The sequence below is a fragment of the Embleya scabrispora genome, from assembly GCF_002024165.1.
GTDB classification, from domain to species: Bacteria; Actinomycetota; Actinomycetes; order Streptomycetales; family Streptomycetaceae; genus Embleya; species Embleya scabrispora_A.
Genome location: NZ_MWQN01000004.1, coordinates 344,706 through 369,157 on the forward strand (window position 1 = coordinate 344,706; position 24,452 = coordinate 369,157).

The 24,452-nt window shown below is 71.8% G+C and carries 20 protein-coding genes; 9 read left to right on the forward strand and 11 right to left on the reverse strand.

What is annotated here, in order from left to right; all coding sequences use genetic code 11:
* Positions 1–337: 337 nt before the first annotated feature.
* The 6 genes from B4N89_RS42050 to B4N89_RS42075 all read left to right on the forward strand — a co-directional run bounded on the left by B4N89_RS42050 (position 338) and on the right by B4N89_RS42075 (position 5,988).
* A complete protein-coding gene (locus B4N89_RS42050; RefSeq protein ID WP_078982372.1) occupies positions 338–1,459 on the forward strand; it encodes an SDR family oxidoreductase in 1,122 nt (373 codons plus the stop codon).
* Between the two features lie 48 nt (positions 1,460–1,507).
* Positions 1,508–2,143 carry a DUF6230 family protein gene (locus B4N89_RS42055; RefSeq protein ID WP_078981898.1) on the forward strand — a complete coding sequence of 212 codons (636 nt, stop codon included), beginning with the start codon at positions 1,508–1,510 and terminating at the stop codon, positions 2,141–2,143.
* A complete protein-coding gene (locus tag B4N89_RS42060; protein WP_235619300.1) occupies positions 2,140–2,532 on the forward strand; it encodes a DUF6114 domain-containing protein in 393 nt (130 codons plus the stop codon). Before B4N89_RS42055 ends, B4N89_RS42060 begins: the two co-directional genes overlap by 4 nt.
* A complete protein-coding gene (locus tag B4N89_RS42065; RefSeq protein ID WP_078981900.1) occupies positions 2,529–3,224 on the forward strand; it encodes a hypothetical protein in 696 nt (231 codons plus the stop codon). The genes B4N89_RS42060 and B4N89_RS42065 overlap by 4 nt, the downstream gene beginning before the upstream one ends.
* A gap of 189 nt (positions 3,225–3,413) precedes the next feature.
* Positions 3,414–4,631, forward strand: a complete 1,218-nt coding sequence (locus tag B4N89_RS42070; protein ID WP_161501007.1) for an MFS transporter — start codon at positions 3,414–3,416, stop codon at positions 4,629–4,631.
* A gap of 259 nt (positions 4,632–4,890) precedes the next feature.
* Positions 4,891–5,988: a glycosyltransferase gene (locus tag B4N89_RS42075; RefSeq protein ID WP_143658287.1), complete on the forward strand. Its 1,098-nt coding sequence runs from the start codon at positions 4,891–4,893 to the stop codon at positions 5,986–5,988.
* A 65-nt stretch (positions 5,989–6,053) separates the two neighbouring features.
* Here B4N89_RS42075 and B4N89_RS42080 read toward each other — a convergent pair whose 3' ends face one another.
* Positions 6,054–6,371: a hypothetical protein gene (locus tag B4N89_RS42080; RefSeq protein ID WP_078981903.1), complete on the reverse strand. Its 318-nt coding sequence runs from the start codon at positions 6,369–6,371 to the stop codon at positions 6,054–6,056.
* Positions 6,372–6,443: 72 nt separating this feature from the next.
* Positions 6,444–7,349 carry a protein kinase domain-containing protein gene (locus tag B4N89_RS42085; RefSeq protein ID WP_161501008.1) on the reverse strand — a complete coding sequence of 302 codons (906 nt, stop codon included), beginning with the start codon at positions 7,347–7,349 and terminating at the stop codon, positions 6,444–6,446.
* 305 nt (positions 7,350–7,654) lie between these two features.
* Between B4N89_RS42085 and B4N89_RS42090 the strand changes: the two genes are divergently transcribed.
* Entirely contained in the window at positions 7,655–8,767 is a 1,113-nt protein-coding gene (locus B4N89_RS42090; protein ID WP_078981905.1) for an acyl-CoA dehydrogenase family protein, read from the forward strand.
* A 37-nt stretch (positions 8,768–8,804) separates the two neighbouring features.
* Here B4N89_RS42090 and B4N89_RS42095 read toward each other — a convergent pair whose 3' ends face one another.
* The 3 genes from B4N89_RS42095 to B4N89_RS42105 all read right to left on the reverse strand — a co-directional run bounded on the left by B4N89_RS42095 (position 8,805) and on the right by B4N89_RS42105 (position 11,579).
* Complete coding sequence (locus B4N89_RS42095; RefSeq protein WP_078981906.1) at positions 8,805–10,010, reverse strand: NAD(P)/FAD-dependent oxidoreductase; 1,206 nt, start codon at positions 10,008–10,010, stop codon at positions 8,805–8,807.
* Positions 10,007–10,204 (reverse strand): ferredoxin, encoded by a 198-nt coding sequence (locus B4N89_RS42100; RefSeq protein WP_078981907.1) that lies wholly within the window; start codon positions 10,202–10,204, stop codon positions 10,007–10,009. The genes B4N89_RS42095 and B4N89_RS42100 overlap by 4 nt, the downstream gene beginning before the upstream one ends.
* A gap of 343 nt (positions 10,205–10,547) precedes the next feature.
* Complete coding sequence (locus B4N89_RS42105) at positions 10,548–11,579, reverse strand: AraC family transcriptional regulator (protein WP_143658288.1); 1,032 nt, start codon at positions 11,577–11,579, stop codon at positions 10,548–10,550.
* A 360-nt stretch (positions 11,580–11,939) separates the two neighbouring features.
* Here B4N89_RS42105 and B4N89_RS42110 point away from each other — a divergent pair, with 360 nt between their 5' ends.
* A complete protein-coding gene (locus B4N89_RS42110; RefSeq protein WP_143658289.1) occupies positions 11,940–12,236 on the forward strand; it encodes a hypothetical protein in 297 nt (98 codons plus the stop codon).
* 120 nt (positions 12,237–12,356) lie between these two features.
* On the opposite strand, the gene B4N89_RS42115 is transcribed toward B4N89_RS42110, so the two are convergent.
* From B4N89_RS42115 to B4N89_RS42125, 3 genes are all read right to left on the reverse strand, one after another.
* Positions 12,357–13,475 (reverse strand): Ku protein, encoded by a 1,119-nt coding sequence (locus tag B4N89_RS42115; RefSeq protein WP_078982373.1) that lies wholly within the window; start codon positions 13,473–13,475, stop codon positions 12,357–12,359.
* Between the two features lie 229 nt (positions 13,476–13,704).
* Complete coding sequence (gene manD / locus B4N89_RS42120; protein WP_078981910.1) at positions 13,705–14,934, reverse strand: D-mannonate dehydratase ManD; 1,230 nt, start codon at positions 14,932–14,934, stop codon at positions 13,705–13,707.
* Between the two features lie 386 nt (positions 14,935–15,320).
* A complete protein-coding gene (locus B4N89_RS42125; RefSeq protein ID WP_235619301.1) occupies positions 15,321–16,832 on the reverse strand; it encodes an alpha/beta hydrolase in 1,512 nt (503 codons plus the stop codon).
* Positions 16,833–17,623: 791 nt separating this feature from the next.
* Between B4N89_RS42125 and B4N89_RS42135 the strand changes: the two genes are divergently transcribed.
* A complete protein-coding gene (locus B4N89_RS42135) occupies positions 17,624–18,622 on the forward strand; it encodes an AraC family transcriptional regulator (protein WP_235619350.1) in 999 nt (332 codons plus the stop codon).
* A gap of 201 nt (positions 18,623–18,823) precedes the next feature.
* On the opposite strand, the gene B4N89_RS42140 is transcribed toward B4N89_RS42135, so the two are convergent.
* From B4N89_RS42140 to B4N89_RS52280, 3 genes are all read right to left on the reverse strand, one after another.
* Positions 18,824–19,672: an MBL fold metallo-hydrolase gene (locus tag B4N89_RS42140; protein WP_078981914.1), complete on the reverse strand. Its 849-nt coding sequence runs from the start codon at positions 19,670–19,672 to the stop codon at positions 18,824–18,826.
* Between the two features lie 269 nt (positions 19,673–19,941).
* Positions 19,942–21,441: a thioesterase domain-containing protein gene (locus B4N89_RS42145; protein ID WP_161501010.1), complete on the reverse strand. Its 1,500-nt coding sequence runs from the start codon at positions 21,439–21,441 to the stop codon at positions 19,942–19,944.
* Positions 21,378–24,320: a condensation domain-containing protein gene (locus B4N89_RS52280; RefSeq protein WP_235619351.1), complete on the reverse strand. Its 2,943-nt coding sequence runs from the start codon at positions 24,318–24,320 to the stop codon at positions 21,378–21,380. Before B4N89_RS52280 ends, B4N89_RS42145 begins: the two co-directional genes overlap by 64 nt.
* Positions 24,321–24,452 lie beyond the last annotated feature (132 nt).

The window sequence follows — 24,452 nt, forward strand, 5'->3', positions numbered from 1 at the left end:
CCGATCGTGGCAGCGCCGGGGACGGCGAGGAAACGCGGACGTCACCGAATGGCCTATCGCGGTCCGGGCAGCACGCCCGCCGGGAACTCGTTCGGGTGAAGTCCGATTCCCCACCGCCCCCGTATCTCCCACCGTCCGAGCCAACCGAATCATCGTTTGGGTGAAGTTGCGCCGACGTCCGGTCCCACACACCCCGCGGATCGGCAATGATCGCTCGCAACCCGACGCATGCGCTCGCCGCCCGACAGCGACCATGCCGGCGCCCGCGACCCGGTGCGCCGACCACCGCGGTCGAGCCCGCGCCGCCCCGCCCGGCCGGATCCGCCAGGAGCCTCGATTGTCCGTCCTGTTCACCGGCGCCACCGGTTTCCTCGGCAGCCGCCTGCTGCGCCGCCTCCTCGACGACGACGATCGGGACGAGCCGATCACCGTCGTCGGGCGCGCGGCCCCGAGCGTGTTGCGTCCGCGCGTGGAGGCCGCCCTGCTGGCGGCGGGACGACGGCCCCTTTGCGATGGGGCGCTGCGCCGGTTGCGCTACCTCGCGGGCGACTTGACCGTCCCCGGGCTCGGCTGGGACGCCCGCACCCGCGACGCGGCGACCGAGGACCTGGACACGATCTGGCACTGCGCCGCGGTGCTGGCCCTGCGCGGGGACCCCGTCCCCCTGTTCAAGACGAACGTCGGCGGCGCGCGCTCCGTCCTGGCGCTGGCCGAACGAGCCCCCGCCGCCCGTCTGTTCCACGTCAGCACCGCCTACGTCGCGGGCCTGCGACACAGGGGCCACATCCGCGAGTGCGACCTGAGCGAACGCCACGGATTCCGGACGTACTACGAGGAGACCAAGTTCAACGTCGAACGGCTGATCCACGCCTGGTCCGCGCACCACGAGCGACCCGCCACCGTCTTTCGGCCCAGCCTCCTGGTCACCGACCGACCGGCGCCTCCGGGCCTGCCCGCCCAGCCGCTGAGCGCCTACGCCCGACTGATCGACGCGAGCCTGCGCGCGAGGGGCGGGCCCGGCTCCGACGGCGCGGGAGCCACGGCGGACGTACATCTGGCGTTCGACCCGCTCGACAACCTCAACCTGCTCCAGGTCGACTACGCCGTCCACGCGATGATCCGCGCCGCCGCACACCCGCTCCCCGCGTCGTCGCGGGTGCGCACCCTGCATGTCACCCACCCGCGCAACACCACGCTGACCGAGGTCCTGCGCGGGTTCGAACTGGCCTGCCCCGGACTTCGCGTGCGCGCTTCGTCTCCGACCCGGACACGTACGCCCAACACCCTGGAGGCGCTGCTCGCCGACCGGTTGCCCCCGCTGTCCTCCTTCGTCGGGCAACGCCGCACCTACGACCGCGCCAACCTGCTGAGCGCCGTGGGCGACCTGCCCGATCCGCCCGCCGTCGACCGCGACTACCTCGCCCGCGGCCTGCACCCACGCCCGCCCGAGCCCACCTGACCGGGTGCGGCACCGCCCTTCCATCCGCGACTCTTCGGGAGCGTCCGCATGCCCGTCTCCGACCCGCCGGCCCCGCGCGTTCGTCGCGCCCGGCGCGCGCATCCACACACCGAGGTGCGCCGTTTCGCGCTGATCGCGACCGGCGCCCTGGCGCTGTCCGCCGGCACGCTGTGGGGCACCATCGCCGCCGGCGTACCCGTCTCCTTCGCCGTCTCCGGCGGCACCTTCCGCATCAGCGCGGACCACCTGTCCGGCAAGGACGCGGTGCAATTCGCCTCCTACCGCACCGACGCCGGCGACCGTCGACATCCGGTGGCGGTGGCGGGCATCGCCGACGCCCGCCTCACCAATTTGTGCCAGTCCTCGGTCGCGCACACCCCTTTCGGGGATCTCACGCTGACCATCCGTTCGGGACCGAACACCGCGGTACGGGCCGAGCACCTGGTCATCGACCTGGACCGACTGAACGGGGACATGACCTTCGGCCAGGTACAGATGGGCCGCGACGCCGCCACCCTCGACGCCGTCCCCGGAGTCGTCGGAACCCCCGGCGCCTACGGACAACAGGCCCGCACCCTGGAGATCGACAAGCTGCGCGTCCAGGCCAGATCCATCACCGCCGGCACCTTCAGCCTCACCGACGCCTCCATGTCCATCACGGCGGGCGACCACTCGTGCCCGTGACCCCCGCCGCCCCCGCGCCGCGGCGACCGCTCGACCGTCCCGTCCTCGCGGCGGTGGCCATGACGGCGGCGGCGATCGAACTGGCCTACCTCCCGTTGCGCCGGCCCCGACTGCTCGGCCTCCAAGGCGTCGGCGCCACCTCGTCCGTGCTCATCGCCTGCGGCCTGTTGGCCTGTGCCGCACTCGCCCTGTGGCGTCCGGGACGGGCACGCGCGGCCGGTGCCGGGGCCCTCGTCCTGGGTCTGCTGTCGTGCCCCATGTCCAACCTGGGCGGGTTCCTGATCGGCATGCTCCTGGCAGTTCTGGGTGGATCGCTCGCCCTGGCCTGGCGCGAGACACCACGCCACACCCCGGAGGAGCGGCACGCGTCGGCGGAGCCCGCCCCGTGAGCGCACCGGGCGCACATCGCACCGTGCCGACGCTCCTGACCCTGGCGGTCGCCCTGGCCCTGACGGCAGCCACGATCGACCCCTCCCCCGGCGCGGTCCTCCCGCCGCCGACGCAGTTCCCGCCACCCGACGCCGCGTCGACGCAGGGCCCACCGCAGACCGAACTCCGCTGCGTTGCCTCGGCGTTGGCCTCGTCGTCCGCGTTTGGCCCCGAGCAGATCCACGCGTTGGCCGCGTGTCCGGCCGCCACGAACCGGCCACCACTGCGATCGGCCACCGCGCGGGACCGGTTGACCGCACGAAGGCTGATCATCGTCGGCCTCGACTGCTCCCGGGCGGCCCTCGCGGGCGGAACCTGCCACGCGCTGTCCATCACCTTGGACGACGTCACCCACCTGCACGGACGCCCCGACGGCGGCTGCCTGCACGTCGACCACGTCACCGCCCGCGGCGCGGTACGCCTGAGAGCCGACTCCTTCACCGGCCGACTCTTCGGGGTCCTGCCGATCACCCTCTCCACCCGCGCCGTACCGCCGATCCCCCTGCCCCACCTCGTATTGACCGACGTGCACGCCGACGGAATCGCCCTGTCCGCCGACGAGGTGCACGCCGGGCACACCACCTTCGCCGGCGACGAGCGGCCCGAATGCCACGACCCGCGGCCCGAGTTCGGCGGGACGGCGGCGCGGTGACCACTCGCATGCCGCGCCTGCCTCGCGCGCGATCGCATCGCGGGACGCCTCGTTCCCGGGAGGTCTCCTCCTTGCCGACCGACTCGGGGTCGGACTCGACGTCGTCTTCCCGGGGTGATCCCGGCTCGGCGCACCGGTCGGGCGAATCCGGTGGTCGGCTCGGCCGCGGCCGGGCCGCCGAGGATGCCCATGTCTTCAGGAATTCCCTGCGAGGAGGGTGCCGGCGTGCTCCGTCGACCGGCGTTCGAGGACTTTTCGCTGTTTGTCCTCTACGGCAGTCAGTTCTGGTTCGGCGCGTGTATGTCGGCACTGAATCCCACGGTGATCGAGGCGCAGCGGGACTGGCCCATGACATACACGGTCGTCGGTGCCTATCCGTCGGTCCTGGCCGCCTCGACGGTCGTCTCCGGCGCGGGCTATCTGCGCTGCGTCCGTCGGTGGGGCCGACCGCGGGTACTCACGGCGACGGCGGTGGGGGTGGCCGGGTCGGGACTGCTGTTCGCCCTGGCGGTCGGTCCCGTCATGTTGTTCGTCGCCGCCGCCTGTCTGGGCTTGTTCAACGCGCCGGTGCAGACCGCGGTGATCGCTGCCCTGGAGGAACGAGGGAAGGCCGGTCGGCCGAGGCGGTTGGCGGGTGCCGCCCTGTGCGCCTCGGTGGGGTCGCTGACGGGCTCGTCCTTCGTCGCCGTCATGGCGAGTACGGGCATCGGATGGCGTGCCGCTTGGGTGGTGCTCGCCGCCGCCTTCGTGGTTCTCGCCGTACTGCTGCCGCGTTGCACGCGCGCGGTCGGCTCCCGCGACGACGAGAAGTCCGGTTCCGAAGCGCGACTGCCGCCGAGGTACTGGCTGATGGCGACGGGGGTGATGGCGGGAGTCTCGGGAGAGGTCTGCATCGGCTTCTTCGCGCCCCGATTGTCGACCACGCACGGATATCCCTCGGCGGCTCTGGTGCTTGCCCTGTACTACTCGGGGGAGGTGTGCGGCCGGGTCGCCGCCCTGTGTTCTTCGCTACGGCCCTCGCGTGAACAGCGCGCTCTCGGCATCTGTTTGGCCCTTTCCCTCACGGGTTCCGCGGTCTTCCTGCTGCCCGGCCCCGAACCGTGGCGGCTGATCGGGCTCGTCGTCGCGGCGGGCGGGATCGCCAATCTCTTCCCCCTCGGAGTCTCGGCCGCCTCGGGGGCCGCCCCCGGAGCAACCGATCGGGCGGTGGCCCGAGTGCAGTTGTTGGTGGCCACCGGAACCTTCTGCGCTCCTGTGCTGCTGGGCACGCTTGCCGATCGCACAAGTCTGCACACCGGTCTCGCCCTGGTTCCGCTGTGCTTCCTCGTCATGGCCGCCCTGCTGGCGACCGCCGGCTTCCTGAAGCCCCGCGCGCCGACGCCGACTCTGGCGGGGAGACCCACGTGAAGGCATCGACGACGGGTGGCGGTGCCGCGTCCCCCGCCCGACCGGGAGCCGGCTCGGGCGAAAGGCATCGGCTCTCGGCCGGTTCGATCAACGCAAGGGGTGGCGTGAGGCGGTCGAAGGCTTCGCGCCGGTCCGAAACCGGCTGCCGTCGGCGCGCCCGCTCATCGTGGGCGTCGTGTCCGACGAGAGCACCACACGTCGGCCGACCGAGGTGGCCCGACGATCTCGCCTCCGTGGCTTCGAAAGGTGTCCGTCCCTCGTGAGAATCGCGACCATGGTGCGTGCCTATCTGCCCGTCCCCCGTCCGCCCGACATTCCCTACGCTCCCCTCGACGTTGCCGTCGACGTCGCCCTCGGGTTGCAGCGCCGGGGTCACGACGTGGATTTCTACGCGCCGCTGGGCAGTGTCCTCGACGTCCCCGTGAAGACGCTGGGCATGCGGTCACTGGTCACCACCGTGGACGAATGGGTCGCCTGGCTCGCGGACATCAAGCCGCACCTGCATTACGTCGCCTGGCTCCGCGACTTCGCGATGGCCCGCGACATGTTCGAGTGCGCCTCACGCGGTGTCTACGACGTGTTGCTGTTCCATCACCCCGAGGTCGCCCTTCCGTTCGTGGAACGCTACCCGCGGGTCCGCGTCGTCTCCGTCCTGCACGACCCCCTCTTCCCCTGGTACGCGGACATGTTCGCGGCGCACCGCTCCCCCGCGTCCCACCTGGTGTCGATCTCGGACCGCCAACGAAACGGCCGCGACGACCTGCCGTTCGCGGCCACCATCCATCACGGCGTCGACGTCGATACGTACGCGTTCGGTGTCGCGGAAGCCGACGCCCCCTTGTTGTTCGCCGGGCGGATCACCCCGGAGAAGGGCGCGGCGGAGGCGGTGCGGCTGGCGCTGGCCGCGGGCCGGGAACTGGTGTTGTGCGGCGGGTACTTCCCCGCGCAGGAGAAGTATTTCGAGGACACAGTCCGACCGTTCCTGGGCTCCCAAATCCGGTATGCCGGCTACCAGGAGCGGGAGAACCTCGTGTCCTACGACCAGCAGGCGAGCGCGCTTTTGGCACCGATCGACTGCGAGGAATCATTCGGCCTGACCATGATCGAGGCCATGGCCTGCGGAACTCCTGTACTGACCCTGGACCGCGGCTCCGTCCCGGAGGTGGTCAAGCACCGGGAGACCGGTTTCATCGCCTCCGACCTCCGAGAGCTGGAGCGATCGATCACCGGGATCGCCGACATCTCCCGACGGAGATGCCGGGAACACGTGGTGGGGAACTTCACCACGGACCACATGATCACGCGCTACGAGAACCTGTTCACCGACCTCGTGTACGGCGGGCACACCCGAGCCTGACCCACACGCCCGGCGGGCCGGGGTTGACGTGCCGCGAGACGGCGCCCGATGTTCGGGGATCGACTTCACGCGCCCCTCGACGTCGAGTCTTCCTCGGCGGAGTTCTCCTGCGGCAGTCCGAGGTTGGCGCATTGGTTCGCGGGCCCGCTGATCGGCAGTGCCAGGGCGTGGCCGCCGATGATGCCCTGGGCGTGAGTGGTGATTCCGGTGGCCGCGGTGGCGTCATCGGTGGTGTTGACACAGGCGTTGCCGAACGTGCCGTTGAAGCCGCCGATCACGGTGGTGGCCGAGGCCGCGCCGGCGGTGAGTGCCTCCAGGGCGGTTACCGCGATCACGGTCGCGGACAACACGGCGGTGCGGCGAGCGGACGGGGATGGCGACATGATGTTCCTCCAAGAGGTGCGGGGGTCGAAGGGGGGTGCGCCTTGCCGCGAGGTGCGTCGGCGGCGCGGAATTCAGGTCAGTGCGTCGTCCAGGGCCAGCGCGAATGCGCGAATGGTGGGAAACCTGCGTGTGGGTTCGCGGTCCAGCGCCGTGCGCAGCACACCCGGCAGCGCCGGCCATCGGCGGGCGGGCCATCCGGTGGCCGGCCTCGACCGTGTCAACGAACCGGCCGACGGCGCGGGTTCGTCGAGGACGGCCCCTCCCGGACGAGGGCTGTCGCCGTCCAGGAGCCTGCGCAGCACGGCGGCGAGCGCGTACTGTTCCGAGGCGACCGTGGGCGGATGGGTGAGGTATGGCTCCCGCCCGTCGTCGGGGAACAACTCGGGCGGCAGGTAGGCGCGGGTCGTCTTGCGCCGAACGACGGCCGGTGCACCGGCGGGACGCCGACGAGGCGAGTCGGCGGTGGTCAGGCGGTGGGCGCTCTCGAAATCGATGAGCGTGGCGGACCCGTCGGGCGCCAGCACGATGTTCGCGGGGCTCACGTCGCCGTGGGCGACGCCGTGGTGGTGCAGGTGGGTGAACGCCGCGCCCACCGCCGTCGCCGTCGCCGCGAACAGGTCCGCATTCGCCTCCGAGTCGACCGCGCCCAACGGGCCCGCGTAGCGCGCCAACCGCTCCAGCGTCACTCCTGGCCGCCACGCGATCGCCAGGTAGCGGGCGTCGCCCGCCTCACCCGCGCCGAGCAGGTTCGGGGCGATCGGGCTGTGTGCCAGCAGGGTCAGGAACGCCCTCTCGTTGTCCAACCGATCCCGTGCCGAATCCGACGCCCGGGCACACACGACCTTCAACACGACACCGGCACGTGCCTCGTACACCGCGACGCACTTTCGCGCCCGCACCCGGCGCACCACGACATGCCCACCCACCACGCCCGGATCCGAACCCCGACCACACACGTGCGCCGGCTCGGTACCCATCGCGTCGTGTACTCCCTCCACCGCGCGACCGCCGATCCGCTCCCTGCGAACGACACGCGAACATCCAACTGCCCGGTCCAACGAGCCGAACGCCTCCGGGACACGCTCCGACTGTCCGCAAGCACTCGCGCCGCGCGGTAGGAACGGTGCGCGTTCTCCCGCTCGGCGCGCGCGCCGAACAGACGGACGAACAGTGTGCGTGCGGGGCCGCTGCCGCATGCGCGCGATGCCGACGCGTGCGGGCCTGTGGTTCGTATGCGGGGAACGGACCCCCGACGTCGACGTGGAACTTCTAGGCTCGGCCGGTGACTTCACCGTTTGCGGTTCCCCGGGAAGAACAGCCGTTCGTGGACGCGGCGCGGGATCTGGCCCCGCGGTTCGCCGCGGCGGCGGACGAGCACGATCACGAGGCCACCCTGCCGGTCGCGAATCTGACCGCGTTGCACGAGGCCGGCCTGGACCTGGCCGTGATGCCGCGAGACCGGGGCGGTCGTGGACTGTCCTACCAGGCGCTCGGAGAGATCCTTCGCATCGTCGGCAGGGCGTGCCCGTCGACGGCGTGCGTCTGGACGATGCATCTGGGCGCGGCGCAGGCGCTGGTCGGCCACGGACCGCCGGTCTATGCGGAGGAGTTGGCCGCGGGCAAACGGTTCGCGAACGCGCTGTCGGAGCCGACCGGCGGCAACCTGTTCTTGATGCCGCTCCAGCGGGCGCAACCGGTGGACGGCGGTTTCCGGCTGGACGGCGCGAAGCGATTCGTGTCCGGGTGTGAGATCGCGGACTATTTCCTGGTCAACGCGCTGCTCGAGGACGGACCGGCGTTCTTCGGGGTGAGCCGGGACGACAGCATCGAACTGGTGTCGATCTGGGACTCGATGGGCCTGCGCGGCACCCGCAGCCAGTTGGTGGAGTTCCGCGACACACTGCTGCGCCACGAGAACCGATGCCACATCGTCGACCCGACGGCGCCGAACATCATCGCGCTCGGCCTGCCGTGGTTGTCGATCGGCGTTGCCGAGGCCGCGCTCGAGGCGTGTACCGACCATGCCCGCAAGCGCGTCGTGCCCAGCACCGGCAGGCCGGTCGGCGACATGCAGTGGGTCCATTTCGACGCCGCCGACGCGCACGTGAAGCTCCTGGCCGCACGCACCCTCGCGGAACGGTCCATGTGGCTCGCCGACCGCAACGCGCCAGGCGCCCTCGACGCCGCCGTGGAGGCGAAGCTGTACGCCAACCAGGTGGCCAAGGAAATCGCGGAGTTCGCGCTTCGGGTCGGCGGCGGCTCGGGCTTCCTGCGTTCCTCCCCGATCCAACGGCACTTCCGTGACGCCCAGGCCGGCGCACTGATGGCCTTCTCGGTCGAGGTCTGCCGGGACATGATCGGCAAACGTCTGACCGGCGGCGATCAGCCCGGATAGGCGGCGTCCTCGGCGGTGGTGTGAGGGATGCCGGCGCTCAGGCGGGGATGGCCATAAGGCTCTCGGCGAGGACGCGTCGGTGGCCCGCGAGCCTGCCGTTGCGGCCCACGGTGAGGGCGCCGACCAGTCGGCCGGCCCGGGCATAGGTGATCTCCAACTTGCGTGTGTACAGGGCATTTTCGGCGACCCGGACTTCGTCCGCGATGGCCGGAAGCCCCACGGCACGCAAGGTGACGCCGTGCAGGTCGCACCAGAACGAGGGGACGCCGGCGAACGGCCTGGGCCGCGCGGGATGCAGGAGGTTGTACGCCGCGGCGGCGGCCTGCTCGGCCGCGTTGTTCCAGTGGCCGAGTCTGATGGGTGTTCCGCCGGTCAGCGGATGCGGCCGGCTGACGACGTCGCCCGCCGCGACGATGCCGCGTGCCGGGGTGCCGTCCGCGCGCAGGACCCGCAAGTGCTCGTCGCAGAGCACGCCTTCGTCGACCACGAGACCTGCTGCGGCAAGCCATTCGGCGTTCGGCCGGGTGCCGAGGGCGAGCACCGCGAGGTCGGCGCCGATCTCGGTGCCGTCGGACAGTTCGACCGCCGCGAGCCGTCCGCTGTCGCGGAAGCCGGTCGCGCTCCGGCAGACGACGACGGTGATCCCGGCGGCCCGGTGCAGTGCCGTGACGAAGCGGCCCGCCGCCTCGCCGATCAGTCGTTCCAGGGGGTGCGGCGTGGACACCACGAGGGTGACCTCCAAGCCGCGGTGGCGGGCGGTCGCGGCGACCTCGCTGCCGAGGAGGCCGCCGCCGACCACGGTGATGCGGCGGCCGGGGCGCAGTTCGGCGCGCAGCGCGTCGGCGTCGTCGCGGTCGCGCAGCGTGAACACGCCCTCGGGTGGCGGCGTCCCCGCAGTCGGCAGCGGCCGCGCGGCCGCCCCGGTGGCGATGACCAGGCCGTCGTACGCCAGTTCGCCGCCGTCCTCCAGGTGGACGGCCCCGGCGGCCGGGTCGAGGCCGACCGCGCGGGTGCCCAGCAGCCACTTCGCGTCCAGGCCGGCGGGAATCGGCAGGGCCGGGTCGTCGGCGGGCGCGTCATCGGCTCCGGCGGCGAGCCACTTCTTGGAGAGCGGCGGACGATCGTAGGGCGGATACGGCTCGGCACCGACCAGGGTCAGCGTCCCGCCGAATCCTTCGGCGCGCAGCGCCTGCGCGGTGCGGAGTCCGGCGAGCGAGGCGCCGACGATGATGATGCGCCTCATGACGGCTCGGCGGTGGTGCTGATGGCGCGGGCGGGGCACAAGTGGACCGCGGCACGGACCGTGTCGGCGAACACGTCGGCAGGCTCGCTCTCGTAGATGAGACAGTCGTCGTCGTCGAAGGCGAAGACGTCGGGGACGGCGAAGACGCACTGGCCGTGGCTCTCGCACAGCTTCACGTCCACGGTGATGCGCATGGGCGGGCTCCGTTTCCGGGTCGGGCGGGTCGGGTGGGTCGGGCGGAATCGCGCACGGCGGGATGCTCGTTTCCTCCGATGTGGATACGGTCGCCGACCGGCTTGGCGGCGGTTCCGCCCCGGCCTTGCGGCTCGTCGACGAATCTATGTCCGGTAACGGGGGCGGACGGGGGACCGGGCACGCCGGCAGGGACATACGATGCGCCACCACCGGGGATGAACGGCGTCTGCGGCCGGGCGGGCGGCGGACCCCCGGAATGGAGGGCATGCGCGCCCTGGCGGCCCACGGACGTTTTCGGCTTCCGGGGCCTCGCGTTCGACGCCGTGCGGACGAACCGGTCGGTCAGGTGGGGATGGTCAGGGACCGTCGGACGTCGGCGGGTGGGGCGCCTTGCCAGCGGTGCATCGCGCGACGGAGGGTGCGGGGGTCGCTGAAGCCGGCGCGGGCCGCGACGGCGCGAAGGGGGATGGTGCCGTCACGGAGGAGCTCCAGGGCCAACTGCTCTCGGACGGCCTGGACTTCGTCACGCCAGGTGGTGCCGTGCTCGGCGAGGCGGCGCTGCAGGGTGCGGGGGGTCGTGGCCATGCGGCGGGCAACGGTCGCCAGCGAGAGGTCGGCGTTGTGGATGGCGGCGTGCAGCGCGATGCGGAAGACGGCGTGCCAGTTCAACACGGGTCTTGCCGCGGCGATGACCAGTTCCGCGTGGTTGCGGAGGACTTCGTGCAGGCCCGGCTGGGTGTGCGGGAGCGGAGCGTGCGCGTCGTCGGCGAGGAAGGTGATGGTGTTCGCGGGAGCGTCGAAGTCGATGTTCCGGGTGCCCAGCAGCTCGGTGAGGGCGTCGGTGCCGGTGCCGGTGGGGGCGCGGTGTCGGAACGTGACACGCACGGGGGCGACCGGGCGGTGCAGTGCCTCGGTCGCCCGCCGGGTGAACAGGACGGCGGCGAACTGCTCGACGGCGGCGACCACATCGGCTCCGGCCGGCCCCGTACTGTGCGACAGGATCAGCAGGCGGCCGTCGTCGACGACGGATATTCGCTCGGCCTGCGGGTCGCCGATCACGGTGACGTAGCCGCCCACGCTGTTCAGCGACTCGGCGAGCGTGGCGCCGGAGGTGAACAGGTAGTCCCAGACACCGAAGGACCCGAGCGGGGCCATGGCGGCGGCGCGCAGTCCGGCGTCCGGATCGGGTGACCCGGCGATGATCTCTTCCCACAGGACCAGCGCCGCGGACGTCGGCACTCGCACGAACTCGTCGGCGAGGATCTCGGCCCCGAGCCCGGGCAGGCGCCCCAGCCGCTCGGGCGGCATTCCGGCCCGACGCGCGAAGTCCACCATGAAGCGCCCCATACGGGCCGAGACGGTTCCATCGAGCACGGTGTCCACGCTAGATGATCACGCCCGTCCCCGTCGGTGCACGTCGTCCACGATCGTCCCGATCCGGTCGCGGACCGTGCCGAACGGGCCTCCGTACGCCACCCGATCGGCGGATAGCGCGGGGCCGAGCGCAGGACTCACTGTGCCTGAAGGCCCGTTCTGTGTCGGATGGGCCGATTCCGCGTCGCAAGAATGGGACCGCTCATGAACCTTGACCCGACTCGGCCTCGATCCCGTCGTGAGGCCCCGGCGCGCAGCGCCCCGGCCGTGCTTCTCGCCGCCCTCGGATTGGCCGTTGCCACCGCGTTCGGTGCGTCCGCGTCACCGGCCGCAGCGACCGCCGCACCCTCGGCTGCCCCCGTGATGCGTTCATCCGCCTGCGGCTCGGGCCATGTCTGCATCTACAAGGGCGACATCTGGGACGACAGCCCGAATCACCCCATGGTGTACAACTTCTACCGCTACGGCACGTACAACGTGAGCAACCTGGTCGGTGACTACACCGTGGTGAACTGCCAGACGGGCGGAGCCGGGATCAAGGGGTTCACCGGGCGAGACGGCACCGGAAAGGTGGCCTGGGACCTCGACATCAACAACTGCAACTCGGGCCTGTGGACCAGTTTGACCTCGACGAACTCCGTACGCGTGTACGCCTGACCACAGGCGCCGGCATCGTGGCGTTTGCCGCGGTCGTCACAGGGACGCCGGCCGTTCGGCACGTCGGCGAGGGCGTCGCGATGGGCCTCACCCAGGCCGGCGGCGGGTGCGTGAGGTGGGTCAGGATGCCTTGCGTTTGCCCGTGCGGGACCCGGTCCTGCCGCCGTCGCCGGCGGTGCGAATCGCCTTCTCGAGTTCGTCGCGGGTCATCTTCGAGCGTCCGGGGATGTCGAGGTCGGCGGCCTTGCGGGCCAGTGCGGACTTGGTCAGCCCGGACAGCTCCTCGGCGTCGCCCTTGGTGGTGGCGCCGCTGCGACCGGCCTTTGCGGCCTTCGTGTCACGGGGGCGAGTCTTGCCGCCGCCCTGGGTGGCCTTCTTGCCGCGTGGGTGCGTCGATTTCGCGCTCGCGCGGCGCTTCGTCGAGCTCCGCCCGCCCTTGCCGGAGCCGCCTCTGCCGCGCGAGGCGGCCGTGTCGACGCTGCGGCGCAGGGCTTCCATGAGGTCGACGACGTTCGTGGGTTCGGGGGCGTCGTCGGCGGCGACGGTTTCGTGGCCGCGGCGTTTGTCGTCGAGGAGCTGTTCGACACGTTCGCGGTAGGTGTCGTGGTAGTCCTCCGGACGCCAGGGGGCGGCCATGGCCTCGACGAGCTGCTCGGCCATGGCGAGTTCGCGGTCCTTGAAGGCGGTCTTCTTCGGGAGGTGGTCGAGTTCGGCGGCGGGGTCGCGGATCTCGTCGGCGAAATGCAGTGTCTGCAGGGTCAGCGTTCGGCCCTGGGCGCGCAGCGCGGTCAGATATTGGCGCCCGCGCATGACGAACAGGGCGATGCCCGCGCGGTTGGTGCGCTCCAGGGCCTGGAGGAGGAGGGCGTAGACGCGCTCGTACTCGGGTTGGGTGGGGGCGAGGTAGTAGGTCTTGTCGAAGTGGATCGGGTCGATCTCGGCGAGGTCGACGAAGTCGCCGACGTCGATGCTGCGGGAGCGGCCCGGTGCGATGTCGGCGAGTTCTTCGGGCTCGACGGTGAGGTAGTGACCGTCACCGACGTCATAGCCCTTGACCACGTCGGCGTAGTCGACCTCCTCCCCCGTGCGCTCGTTCACCCGCCGGTTGCGCACCCGGTCGCCCGTGCCGCGCTGGAGTTGGTGGAAGTGGATCGTGTGGTCCTGTGTCGCCGAGAACAACCCCACCGGCACCGTGACCAATCCGAAGTTGATCACGCCCGTCCAGATCGCACGCGCCACGACCGAACACTCCTCTCGTCGAAGAACCAGCGAGGCGATCGGAGCGGCCACGGCGCCTCGGCGTCCGCCGGAACGACGACCATTCGATCCACATCACTATCACCCATTTATGGGTGATAGTGCCGCATTTAGCACCTGTCTTCGGCTGTCGTGGGAACTGCCGCCGTGGGCCCGGCCGCACGGTGGCCTCGGGGTGGGTCCGGCGGTACAGGTGGCCCGGACGGGCGGTTCACCAGTCGTGCACGGTGCCGTCGGCGAGCCTGTTGAAGGGCAGGTATGCCTGTTGGTAGGGGTGGGCGGCGGCGGCCTCCTCGTCCAGTTCGACGCCGAGACCGGGGGTGTCGCCGGGGTGGAGGAGGCCGTCGCGGAACGTCAGGGAGGGGCGGAAGACGGTGTTGGTGGCGTCGCTGTGGCCCATGTACTCCTGGATGCCGAAGTTGTGGATGGCCAGGCCCAGGTGGACCTGGGCCGCCAGGCCGACCGGGGAGATGTCGGTGGGGCCGTGGAAGCCCGATTTGATCTGGTACTCCGCCGCGGTGCCCATGAGTTTGCGCAGGGGGGTGATGCCGCCGAAGTGGGTCGCCGCGGCCCGGACGTAGTCGATGAGCTGCTCGGTGATCAGGGTCCGGAAGTCGGCCGCGTGGTTGAACACCTCGCCCACCGCCAGCGGGGTGGTGGTGTGGTGGCGGATGAGCCGGAACGCCTCCTGGTGTTCGGCCGGGGTGACGTCCTCCAGCCAGAACAGGTCGTAGGGCTCGAGGGCCTTGCCCAGCTTCGCGGCCTGGATCGGCGTCATGCGGTGATGGCCGTCGTGCAGCAACGCAAGCCCGGGGCCGAACTCGGCGCGTACGGCCTCGAAGACGGTGGGCACGTGGCGCAGGTAGGCCCGGGTGTCCCAGTCCTCCTCCGTGGGTCGGCTGCCTCGCCCGGCCGGTTCGTGGTCGTAGCGCCGGCCCGACGCCTGCGCCTGGGCCGCCACCCCGTACAGCGCGGTGATGCCGGGGACCGAGCTTTGGACGCGGATCGCCCGGTGGCCCTCCTCCAGGTGCCGGCGGATCGAGTCGAACAGTTCGGGCAGGTCGCGTCCGGACGCATGACCGTACGTCGTCAGGCCGGTGCGGGCGGCGCCGCCGAGGAGTTGGTAGACGGGCAGGTTCGCGACCTTGCCCTTGATGTCCCACAGCGCCATGTCGACCGCCGCGACCGCCGCCATGGTGACCGGCCCGCGCCGCCAGTAGGCGCTGCGGTAGAGGAATTGCCAGGTGTCCTCGATGCGGTGCGGGTCGCGGCCGACGAGGAGTTGGGCGACGTGGTCCTTCAGGTAGGCGGCGACGGCGAGTTCGCGGCCGTTGAGCGTCGCGTCACCGAGCCCGGTGACACCCTCGTCCGTCGTGATCTTGAGGGTGACGAAGTTTCGCGTCGGGCTGGTGACGACGACGTCGGCCGAGATGATCTGCACGTCTTGCCTTTCGTTTCCGGTTGGGGGCGGTCGTGTGTGCCCGGTGGCCGGCGGGCGCATCCCACGCTTGTCCGCCGCGCCGAAGGCGGCACGCAGGGCTCCTTCATTGCCCGGGTTCAACAGCCATTACGCCGTTCGCCCGACTCGGGCGGCAACCGGTTGCCAGATGTTGTCGGAGTCGACTCGACCACCCTCGGCGTCATTGCCGAATCCGACGCATCGGCGACCATCGGCGAGCCGCGACGACCGCCGTCGAAGCGGTGACCGCCCGGTCGGGGCCCGGTCGGGTCGTCGCGTGTACGGCAAAGGCGATCCGCGCTTCGCGCGCGGGACATCCGACGCCCGGGCGGACCGGCGCACACCGTTCCGCCCGGGCGTACGCGAACTCAGCCCAGGCGCGCGGACGGCGGCGAGGCCACGCGTCGGTCGTCGGCCTGTGCGCGGCACGTCACGTCCGCGCCGGGAAGTCGTCCGGTGACGAGATAGGCCGTGGTCGTCTCGTCGGCGCAGCGGTTGCCCGCGAACAGGTAGACGCCGTGCCCCTCGCCCTCGTCGACCGTGATCATGCGGGAGCCCTTCAGCGATCGGTGCATGGACCGCGCCCCGGACAGCGGGGTCGCGGGGTCCCATTCGTTCTGCACGATGAGCGCGGGCACACGATTGTCCACGACGGTCACCGGCTCGCGGGGACCGGCCCAGAACGCGCACGGCATGATGCCGGAGGCGAGGTCGCCGAAAACCGGGTATCGCACCGAGTCGCGGGCGGAGTCGGCCCGATAGCGCTGTACGTCGCGAGGCCAGTCGACGTCGCCGCAGACGACGGTCAACGAGGCGGAGGGGTCGGGCGGGGAAGCCTGCGGCAGTTCGGGGGTGGGCTCCCCGGCGGCCCCCTGTTTCACGACGACCACCCACTTCGCCGCTTCCGCGACGGTGGCGAACATGGGTCGAAGCGTCTGCCGGATCTGTACGCCGTTCACGGGTGTGCCGCCCAACACGATCGGGTCCCGGTCGGCGCGCGCGATCAGGTCCCGAAAGCCGGCCGCGACCTCGTCGGGCGTGTCGCCGAGGTGGTAGGTCGCCGAGCGTTCCGCCGTCCAGCGCGTCCAGCGCCGGAACTCGGCCTGGGCCTCCGGGGCCCAACTGCGGAACTGCCCGCGCCACATCATGTCGGGGCCGACCGAACTGTCCAGCACGAAGCGGTCGGCACGCGTGGGAAACATCTGCGTGTAGACCGCGCCGAGGGCCGTGCCGTACGACAGGCCCAGGTAGGAGATCCGCTTCTCGCCCAGCACCGCGCGGATCACGTCCATGTCGCGCGCGGTGTTGCGGGTGGTGACGTACGGGATCAGGTCGCCCGCGTGGGCACGACACTTGTCGGCGACGCCGCGCGCCCATGCCACGTTCGCGTCGAACGTGCGGTGCGGCCGGAAGATGTTGTATTCGTCCGCGGTGAGGCCGCAGTCGACGGGAGTGCTGCGGCCGACGCCGCGCGGATCGAAGCCGATTCGGTCGAAGCGGTCCTTCACCGACTGCGGAAAGGAGGAGTCCAACTCCCAGGGCAGGCCGAGCCCGGGACCACCGGGGCCGCCGGGGTTCAACAGCAGGACGCCCCGCCGCCGGTGCGAGTCGGCCGCCTTGATCCGGGAGATCGCCACCTCGATGCGGCGACCGCCGGGATCGCGGTAGTCCAGCGGCACCTGGACGGTGGCGCACTCGAACTCGGCCGGGGCGTCGGCCGCGCACCGCTGCCACGTCGGATGTTGCCGTTCGTAGGCGTCGAGTCGGCCTGGTGCGTCGGCCGCGAGCGGCGCCGCCTGCGCCGCGCCCGCGGCGAGGGCGGGGGTGAGACCGGCCGACAGGGCGGCGCCGAGCAGCAGCGCGACACGGCGCCCGCGCACCCTCCTCCACCAGGGCCGATTTCGTTGCGCCGCAGGGGACTTCGTGGAATTCCGTCGAGCGTGAGGTATTCCCGGTGATGGCATGAACGGAGGCTACGAATGCGGAACGCGCGCCACCTCATCCGCCGGAAGGAAGGACCCGAGTACCGGTTCCGGGCACGATTCCGCCGCGCGTCGTCCGTAGGGACGAGGACTTCCGTACCAGGCCGCGCACAACCGGCCCCGCCCCCGGCGCGACCGCCCCCGCCCCGGGCCCGGGCCTGTTCGCCCGGCAGGATCACCTGCCGGTCGCACCGTCCGAACGCGGCTGTCGCCACCCGAGGTGCCGGCCGCGGTCGACGCGATCGTCACCTTCGTCGACGCCGCCGCGGCGGCCCGGGCCGAACACGCGCAGGCCTCGGCCGTGAGCGGCGAATCCGAGGGCCAGTGGTGATCCGCCCGGCAGGACTTCCGGGACGAGGTCTCCCACCCGGACCGTTGCCCCGCCGTCGCCGCTCGTGGGCCGACGGCGGTTTCGACCGCGACGCCGAGGACAGGGTCGCGGGGCGGCGCGCTCACCGCGCGAGACGTCCGAGGCCCGGCGCAGCCCTCGTGCGCCCGACGACCACGGCCCCGCGAGGGACGCCAACCCCGGTCCTGCCGGCGCGCGGGCGCTCCCGGTCGAGACCGATCGCGGCCTTGTGCGGTTTCGATCATGATTTCGCAGCGGGGGACGAAATCCGCATCTAGGATTGCCGACCGTGCACGAATGGACGGTTTCGGCGCACTGCGCGCGGTTCTTCCGCGCCCTTGTGCGCGACTCAGGCGGGGATTCCGCCCGGTTCGACGAACTTCCGGGGCTTTCGTCGGAGGACCTCGGCGATGATCTGATACGCGTGCCGACCGCGTCGGCGGTCGCGCTGTGGGAGCAGTTGGTGGTGGCCGGATCCGGTCCCTTCGTCGCGCTGCGCCTCACCGACGCGGCCGACATCGGGACGTTCGGCGTATGGGACTACCTGAGCACCTGCGGCCCCGATCTGCGTACGGCGTTCGCCACCGCCGCGGAGTATCTGAGGGTGGTCGGCGACGCGGACACGCGGATCGAGGGCATCGAGAGCGGTTCGCTCTACACGCTGCAACAGTCCGTCGGGGTCGACGTCCCCGATGTGGCCGAGGCATTCGACCTGATGACGCTGGCCGTGTTCCTGCGCCGGGCGGGCGAGGCCACCAAGACGCCGCTCGTCCCGCTGAAGGTGACCCTCGCCCATCGCGCCCCGGCCGGGGTCCGCCGGCACGCCGAGCATTTCGGTACGCGGAACATCGAGTTCGAGGCGGCGGCCAACTCCGTGACGTTCCGGCTCGACGACGTCCGGCGTCCGCTGCCCGGCTTCCAGCCCGGCCTCGACCGGTTGCTGCGCGGTTGCGCGGACCGGATCATGGCGACCTCTCGCGCCACGCCGACCTGGCAGGAGCGCTTCCGCGCGGCCTTGGACTCCGCGTTCCGGGGCGACGCGGTCGCCCTCGACCACGTCGCCGCCCGCCTGCACATCAGCGGCCGCAGCCTGCAGCGCAGATTGTCCGCGCTCGGTACGACCTGGCGAGGAGAGGTCTCGGCCGCCCGTGAGGAACGCGCACTGAGGCTGCTGCGGGAGACCGATCTGCCGCAGCAGGCCATCGCCACCCGCGTGGGCTACACGGACGCACGTACGCTCCGCCGGGCGATGCTCCGATGGCAGGGCGAGACTCCGGCGGCGCTGCGGGCCAGGCCCGACACGACCGGACCGGACATCGCGCAGCCTGTGTTGGGCTGAACGTCGCGAACCGGCCGAACGCGGTGGCGCGGGCCCGCGCGACGTTCGGGCTGTACGGACCGACCGCCCCGGGCCGCCGGCCGTGGGGGCGGCGGGTGCACGGCGTTCCGGCGCCGCGCCGGGGCCGCCGTACCGGGGGACCGGTACGGCGGCCGTTCTCGGCGGGCGGGAGGCGCGGGGCCGGTCGAGGGGTGACTGCCGTCAGGACGCGGCGAGTTCGGCCGCGACGGCGTCGGCGCCGAGGGCGATCATCCAGGACAGCGGGGCGTCCGGCGCGTACTTCTCCATGGCACGGTCGAGTTCTTCCTTGGCCTCGGCGGTGAGGGACGGCTGCCCGTCGGCCAGACGGGCGACCTCGGCGCGGTAGCAGAGCAGGTAATCGCGCTGTGCGGCGAGGACCTCGACGCCGGTCGGTGCGCCGTGGCCGGGCAGGAGTACGGCGGCGTCCGCGAGTTCGGCGGCGAGGGTGTCCAGGGCCTCCAGCCACTGGGCGCCGTGGCCGTCGGCGGTGTAGGGGTGGGTGCCGTGGAAGGCCAGGTCCCCGATGAACGCCACATCCCGATCGGCGCCGTCGGCCTGGACGAGGAAGACGCTGTCCGCGTGGCTTTCGGCGGGGCCGAGGTCGCGGGCGGTGTAGCGGACACCGTCGAGGGTGACGGGGTCGCCGTCCTTCAACTGCACGGTGGGGAAGGCGGTGACGGCGGGCCATTCGTCGCCGTAGACGGGTCCCCATTGGGCGCGTTTGGCGTCGGAGATGTCGCGGATGACACGGTCGACGGCTTCGGTGGCGTAGACGGGGACGTCGCGGCCGTCGACGAGGGCGTGGACGCCGTTGAAGTGGTCGGGGTGTGCGTGGGTGACGAAGACGCCGAGCAGTGGCTTGCCGAGTGCGTCGACCTTGGCGACGAGTGCGGCGATCTCGGAGTTGAGGAGGTTGGTGTCGACGACCACGACGCCTGCGCCGGTCTCCACCAGGTACGAGTTGACGAGCAGGCCGGCTTCCGAGGCCGTATGCGTGTGGATGGTCAGGCCGTGGGTGTCAAGGGCCATGGTGGATCTCCAGAGGACGACGCGTGGGGGCGAAGGACGGTGCGCAGCGCGGCCGTTGCGAGTCCTCCGGGCGTGCCGGGGTGTTCCGCGTTCGCCGCTCGGACGGGACGTCGACGGGGATCGAGATCACGTTCCCCGGCTGCGGAACGAACCTAACTCCGCACCGGCCGGGCACCGTTGGACACGATGCGTCGCCCGGCGGACGGAACACGCCAACCGCTCGGGGGAGTCGCGACCACCCGACCACCGCTCCCCCGCGCCGAGCCTTCTCACTCGCCGATGACCACGCGGGACACCTCCTCCGCGCGGTCCTTGACGAAGTAGTGGCCCGCTCCGTCGATCACGTGCAAGGTCACGTCGTGGGCGTAGCGCTCCCAGGCCCGGTAACCCGTCGCGTAGCCGTCGGTGAGTGGGTCGTCGGTGCCCAGCAGGGCCCGAATCGGGGTGCGCAGCCGATCCCGGTCGGTGACGCTCTCGCGCAGGAATCGCGTGGCCTCGGCCATGTCGTGGCGTACGACGGTCAGGACACGGCGGCGATCCGTGTCGTCCAGGGCTCCGGAGAAGCCGCCCAGCGTGTGGAGCAAGGCGTAGAGCCGCTCATCCGCGACGTCCGCCGCCTCCGCGACCTCCGGCACGTCCGTCGCCCGGCCGTCGGTCGGGTCGCCCGGGGGGAACGCGGCTCCCAGGACGATCCGCGAGGGGGCGGCGCCGCAGTCCTCCAGGAGGCGGGCCACGCGGACGGCGAGCAGCGTGCCCGCGCAGTGCCCGTAGAGCGTGTACCGGCCGCGCACGGTCCGCACGATCTCCTTCGCCAGCAGCTCCGCGGTCTCGGCCCAGGGCCGCGGTGGCTCGTCGGGGCGCACCGGGTCGTGCCCGGGCAATTCGACGGCCCACAGATCGGCGTGTTCGGCAACCTCCCGGGCGAGGGCCCGGTAGGCGGTGGCGTTGCCCCCGCCGTACGGGATGCAGACGACGGTGTGCTCGGGGTCCGTCCCGTCCTCGCGGTCGGGGGTCAGGCGGTGCAACAGCCCGGATGAGTCGGCCGACGAGACCAGACATGCGGCCAGTCGACGGGGTGTGGGGTTCTTGAAGACCTCGACCACGGACAACCCCCGGCCGATCGCACGGGCCAGGGCGACCGCCTTGAACGAGTCTCCCCCGGCGTCGAAGAAGTCGTCGTCGATGCCCACGCCGTCCCGGTCGAGGTCCAGGACGCGGCTCCACGCACGGACGACGTGCAGTTCCAGATCCCCGGAAGGCCCGGCGGCGGCGGGGTCCGACACGGTGCGCGTGGGCGCGGGCAGGGCCGCGTGGTCCAGTTTGCCGTTGCCGGTCAGGGGGATGCGGTCCAGCGACACGAAGGCGGCGGGGACCATGTAGTCCGGCAGCAGCCCGCGCAACTCGGCGCGCAGCGCGGCCGGTTCGGGCAGCGCGTCGGAACCGGCCCGGACCACGTACGCGATCAGCGCCTTGTCCCCCGCCGCGTCGACGCGCACGGCGACCCGCGCGTCGGCCACGTCCGCCCGCGCGAGGAGCGCCGCCTCGACCTCGCCGGGTTCGATCCGGAACCCGCGAAGCTTGATCTGGTCGTCGGAGCGCCCGACGTATTCGAGTCGGCCCGACCGCGTCCAGCGGGCCAGGTCGCCGGAGCGGTAGAGGCGGCTGCCGGGCGGCCCGTACGGGTCGGCGACGAACCGCGCCGCGGTCAGCCCCGGACGGTTCGGATAGCCACGGGAAAGCTGGTCCCCGCCGACGTACAGCTCCCCCACGACCCCGCGGGTACGGCGCGCAGCGCCCCGTCGAGCAGGCGCACATCCAGTCCGGGCAGGCCGGTACCGATCGCACTGCCCGCGCCGGCGTGCGCGAGCGAGGGGTCGAGCGGGCCGTGGGTGACGTGCACGGTGGTCTCCGTGATGCCGTACATGTTCACCAACCGAGGGGCGTCGGCGGGGTGCCGCTCGTACCATTCGACCAGCCGCGCCGGATCCAGTGCCTCGCCACCGAACACCACCGTGCGCAGGGCCGATCGGCGACCGGCCTCGGGGTTCTCCCGATCCGCGCGGATGAGTTGATAGAACGCCGACGGGGTCTGGTTGAGCACCGTCACCCCCTCGCGCACGAGCAGCGCGAGGAAGTCGTCCGGCGACCGGCCGGTGTCGTCCGGGACCGTCACGAGGCGCCCGCCGTGCAGCAGCGGCCCCCACAGTTCCCACACCGAGAAGTCGAAGGCGGGCGAGTGGAACATCGTCCACACGTCGTCGGCGCCGAAGTCGAACAGGTCCCGGGTCCGGGTCATCAGGGCGAGTACGTTGCGGTGGGTGACCAGGACGCCCTTGGGGCGGCCCGTGGAGCCCGAGGTGTAGATGACGTAGGCCGCGTCGTCGGTGCCGTGGGTGCCGCGCTCGTCCGCGTCGAGGTCGTGTCCCGGCAACGCGGCGAGCGCGGCGTCGGAGCCGGGGGCGCCGATGACCACGCACGGCGGTCCCGACGGCAATCGGTCGGTGAACGAGGTGTCGGTGACGACGAGTTCGGGGCTTGCGTCGCTGAGCGTGTACGCGATGCGGTCGACCGGGTGGCCCTGGTCGATCGGCAGGTACGCGGCGCCGGTCTTCAGGACCGCGACGAGCGCGACGACCAGTTCGGCCGAGCGGGGCAGCGCCACGGCCACCAGTCGGCCGGGGCCCGCACCGCGCCCGCGCAGCAGGCGGGCCAGGCGGTTCGCGGCGGCGTTCAGCTCCGCGTAGTCGAGCGTTCGTGCTCCCCCGGTGACCGCGGGCCGCCGCGGGTGCGCCGCCGCCGTCGCCTCGAAGGCCTGCCCGAGGGTCAGGTCGGGGACGGGGTCGCCGGGGCCGCCGCCGCGCGACCAGGCACTCAGGAGCAGTCGCTCCCCCGGTTCCAGTACGTCCACCGCGCCGACGCGCTGCGTGGGATCGGCCACGAGTTGTTCCACGACCCGCACGAAGCGGTCGGCGAGGCGTTCGACGGTGTCCCGATCGAACAGGTCCGTGGCGTATTCGAGGTGGCCGACGACGCCCTGCCCGGCCGCGTCGACGAACAGGTTGAAGCACAGGTCGAACTTGGCGACGCGGCTGCGCAGCGGCTCCAGGTCCACCCGCAGCCCGGGCAGCATGAGGTTCTTCCGAGTGAAGTTCTGCCAGGCGAGCACCACTTGCACCAGCGGCGAATAGGACGTCGAGCGCTCGGGGTTGAGGACGTCCACCAGGCGTTCGAAGGGCAGGTCCTGATGGTCGTAGGCGTCCAGCGACTTGCCGCGCACCTGGTCGAGCAGGTCCAGGAAGGCGGGGTTGCCCACCACCCGGGCACGCAGGACCCAGGTATTGACGAAGAAGCCGATCAGGTCGACGAGGTTGTCGTCGGTGCGGTTGGCGATGGGGGAACCGATGGCGATGTCGTCACCGGAGCCCAGCGCGTGCAGCAGGACGGCGAGCGCGGACTGGAACACCATGGACGCGGTGGCACCGCGGCCGCGGGCCAGTTCCTCGACGGCGGCGGCCGTGCGCGGGTCGATGGCGAACTCCACGACGTCGCCCCGATGACTCGCGACGAGAGGGCGCGGGCGGTCGGTGGGCAGCTGTAGGGGCTGCGGCAGGCCCGCGAGTTCTGCCTTCCAGTAGTCGATCTGTGTGGTCAGGAGGCTGTCGGGGTCGTCGGCGGAGCCGAGCAGCTCGCGCTGCCACAGCGTGTAGTCGACGTACTGTACGGGCAGTTCGCGTCGGCGCGGCGGCTCGCCGCGCAGGCGGGCGGTGTAGGCGGCGGACAGGTCCCGGGCCAACGGCGCCAAGGACTCTCCGTCGGCGGCGATGTGATGGATCATCAGGACGAGGACGTGTTCCTCGGCGGCGAGGCGCAAAAGCGTGGCGTGGATCGGGATCTGCGAGGCCAGGTCGACGGGACGGGACGCCGCCGAGGCCACAGCCCGCTCCAGGTCCCGGGGGGCGACGTCGAGGACGGGCAGGTCGATGGTCGCCTCCTCGGCGTCCAGGACGTACTGGTACGGCTCGCCCGCGGCGTCCTCGGGGAACAGGGTGCGCAGGCTCTCGTGGCGCCGCACCACGTCGCGTAGTGCCTCGGCGAGCGCGGTCGCGTCGAGCCGGCCGGTCAGGCGCAGCGGGAACGGGGTGTGGTAGGTGCTCGATCCGTCCTCGAACTTGTCCAGGAACCACAGGCGGCGCTGCGCGAAGGAGAGCGGAACCGTCTTGGGGCGCGATGCGCCGGGCCGCAGCGGGGCACGGGTGCGGGGGCCGTGCGGCAGGTGCTCGACGAGTTCGACGACCTTGGGGGCCGCGAACAGCACCCGCAGCGACAGCTCGATGCCGAGGACGGAGCGGACCCTGCCCGCCAGCCGGGTCGCCAGCAGGGAGTGGCCGCCCAGGTCGAAGAAGTCGTCGTCGATGCCGACCCGGTCCAGGCCGAGCACCTCGGCGAACAGCGCGCACAGCAACTCCTCCAGCGGGGTGCGCGGGGCTCGCCCGCCGGCTGTGGGCGCGAAGTCGGGGACGGGCAAGGCTCGCCGGTCCAGCTTTCCGTGGGGTGTCAGGGGCAGTGCGGCGACGGCGATGACGGCGGCGGGGACCAGATGGGCGGGCAGTCGCTCGCCGAGCCGGCCGCGGAGCGAGCCGACGAGCATGTCGATGCGGGACGCGGCGGACGGGTCGGTGGCCAGTTCCCGATCGGGGCGCGCGGTGGACGCGGGGCACAGGGCGATGGGCCGGTGGCCGCGTGGGAGGAGCACGGCGTCGAAGCGTTCGGCGCCTGTCGC

What these genes read in the sequence shown, in the direction of transcription:
- B4N89_RS42055 (WP_078981898.1), top strand. Translation starts at nt 1,508, where the DNA reads ATGCCCGTCTCCGACCCGCCGGCCCCGCGCGTTCGTCGCGCCCGGCGC.
- B4N89_RS42100 (WP_078981907.1), bottom strand. Translation starts at nt 10,204, where the DNA reads ATGCGCATCACCGTGGACGTGAAGCTGTGCGAGAGCCACGGCCAGTGC.
- B4N89_RS42140 (WP_078981914.1), bottom strand. Translation starts at nt 19,672, where the DNA reads ATGGCCCTTGACACCCACGGCCTGACCATCCACACGCATACGGCCTCG.
- B4N89_RS42080 (WP_078981903.1), bottom strand. Translation starts at nt 6,371, where the DNA reads ATGTCGCCATCCCCGTCCGCTCGCCGCACCGCCGTGTTGTCCGCGACC.
- B4N89_RS42095 (WP_078981906.1), bottom strand. Translation starts at nt 10,010, where the DNA reads ATGAGGCGCATCATCATCGTCGGCGCCTCGCTCGCCGGACTCCGCACC.
- B4N89_RS52280 (WP_235619351.1), bottom strand. Translation starts at nt 24,320, where the DNA reads ATGCTCGTCGGCTCGCTCCGCGGCCGGCTCGGCGAGCGACTGCCCGCC.
- B4N89_RS42085 (WP_161501008.1), bottom strand. Translation starts at nt 7,349, where the DNA reads ATGGGTACCGAGCCGGCGCACGTGTGTGGTCGGGGTTCGGATCCGGGC.
- B4N89_RS42070 (WP_161501007.1), top strand. Translation starts at nt 3,414, where the DNA reads ATGTCTTCAGGAATTCCCTGCGAGGAGGGTGCCGGCGTGCTCCGTCGA.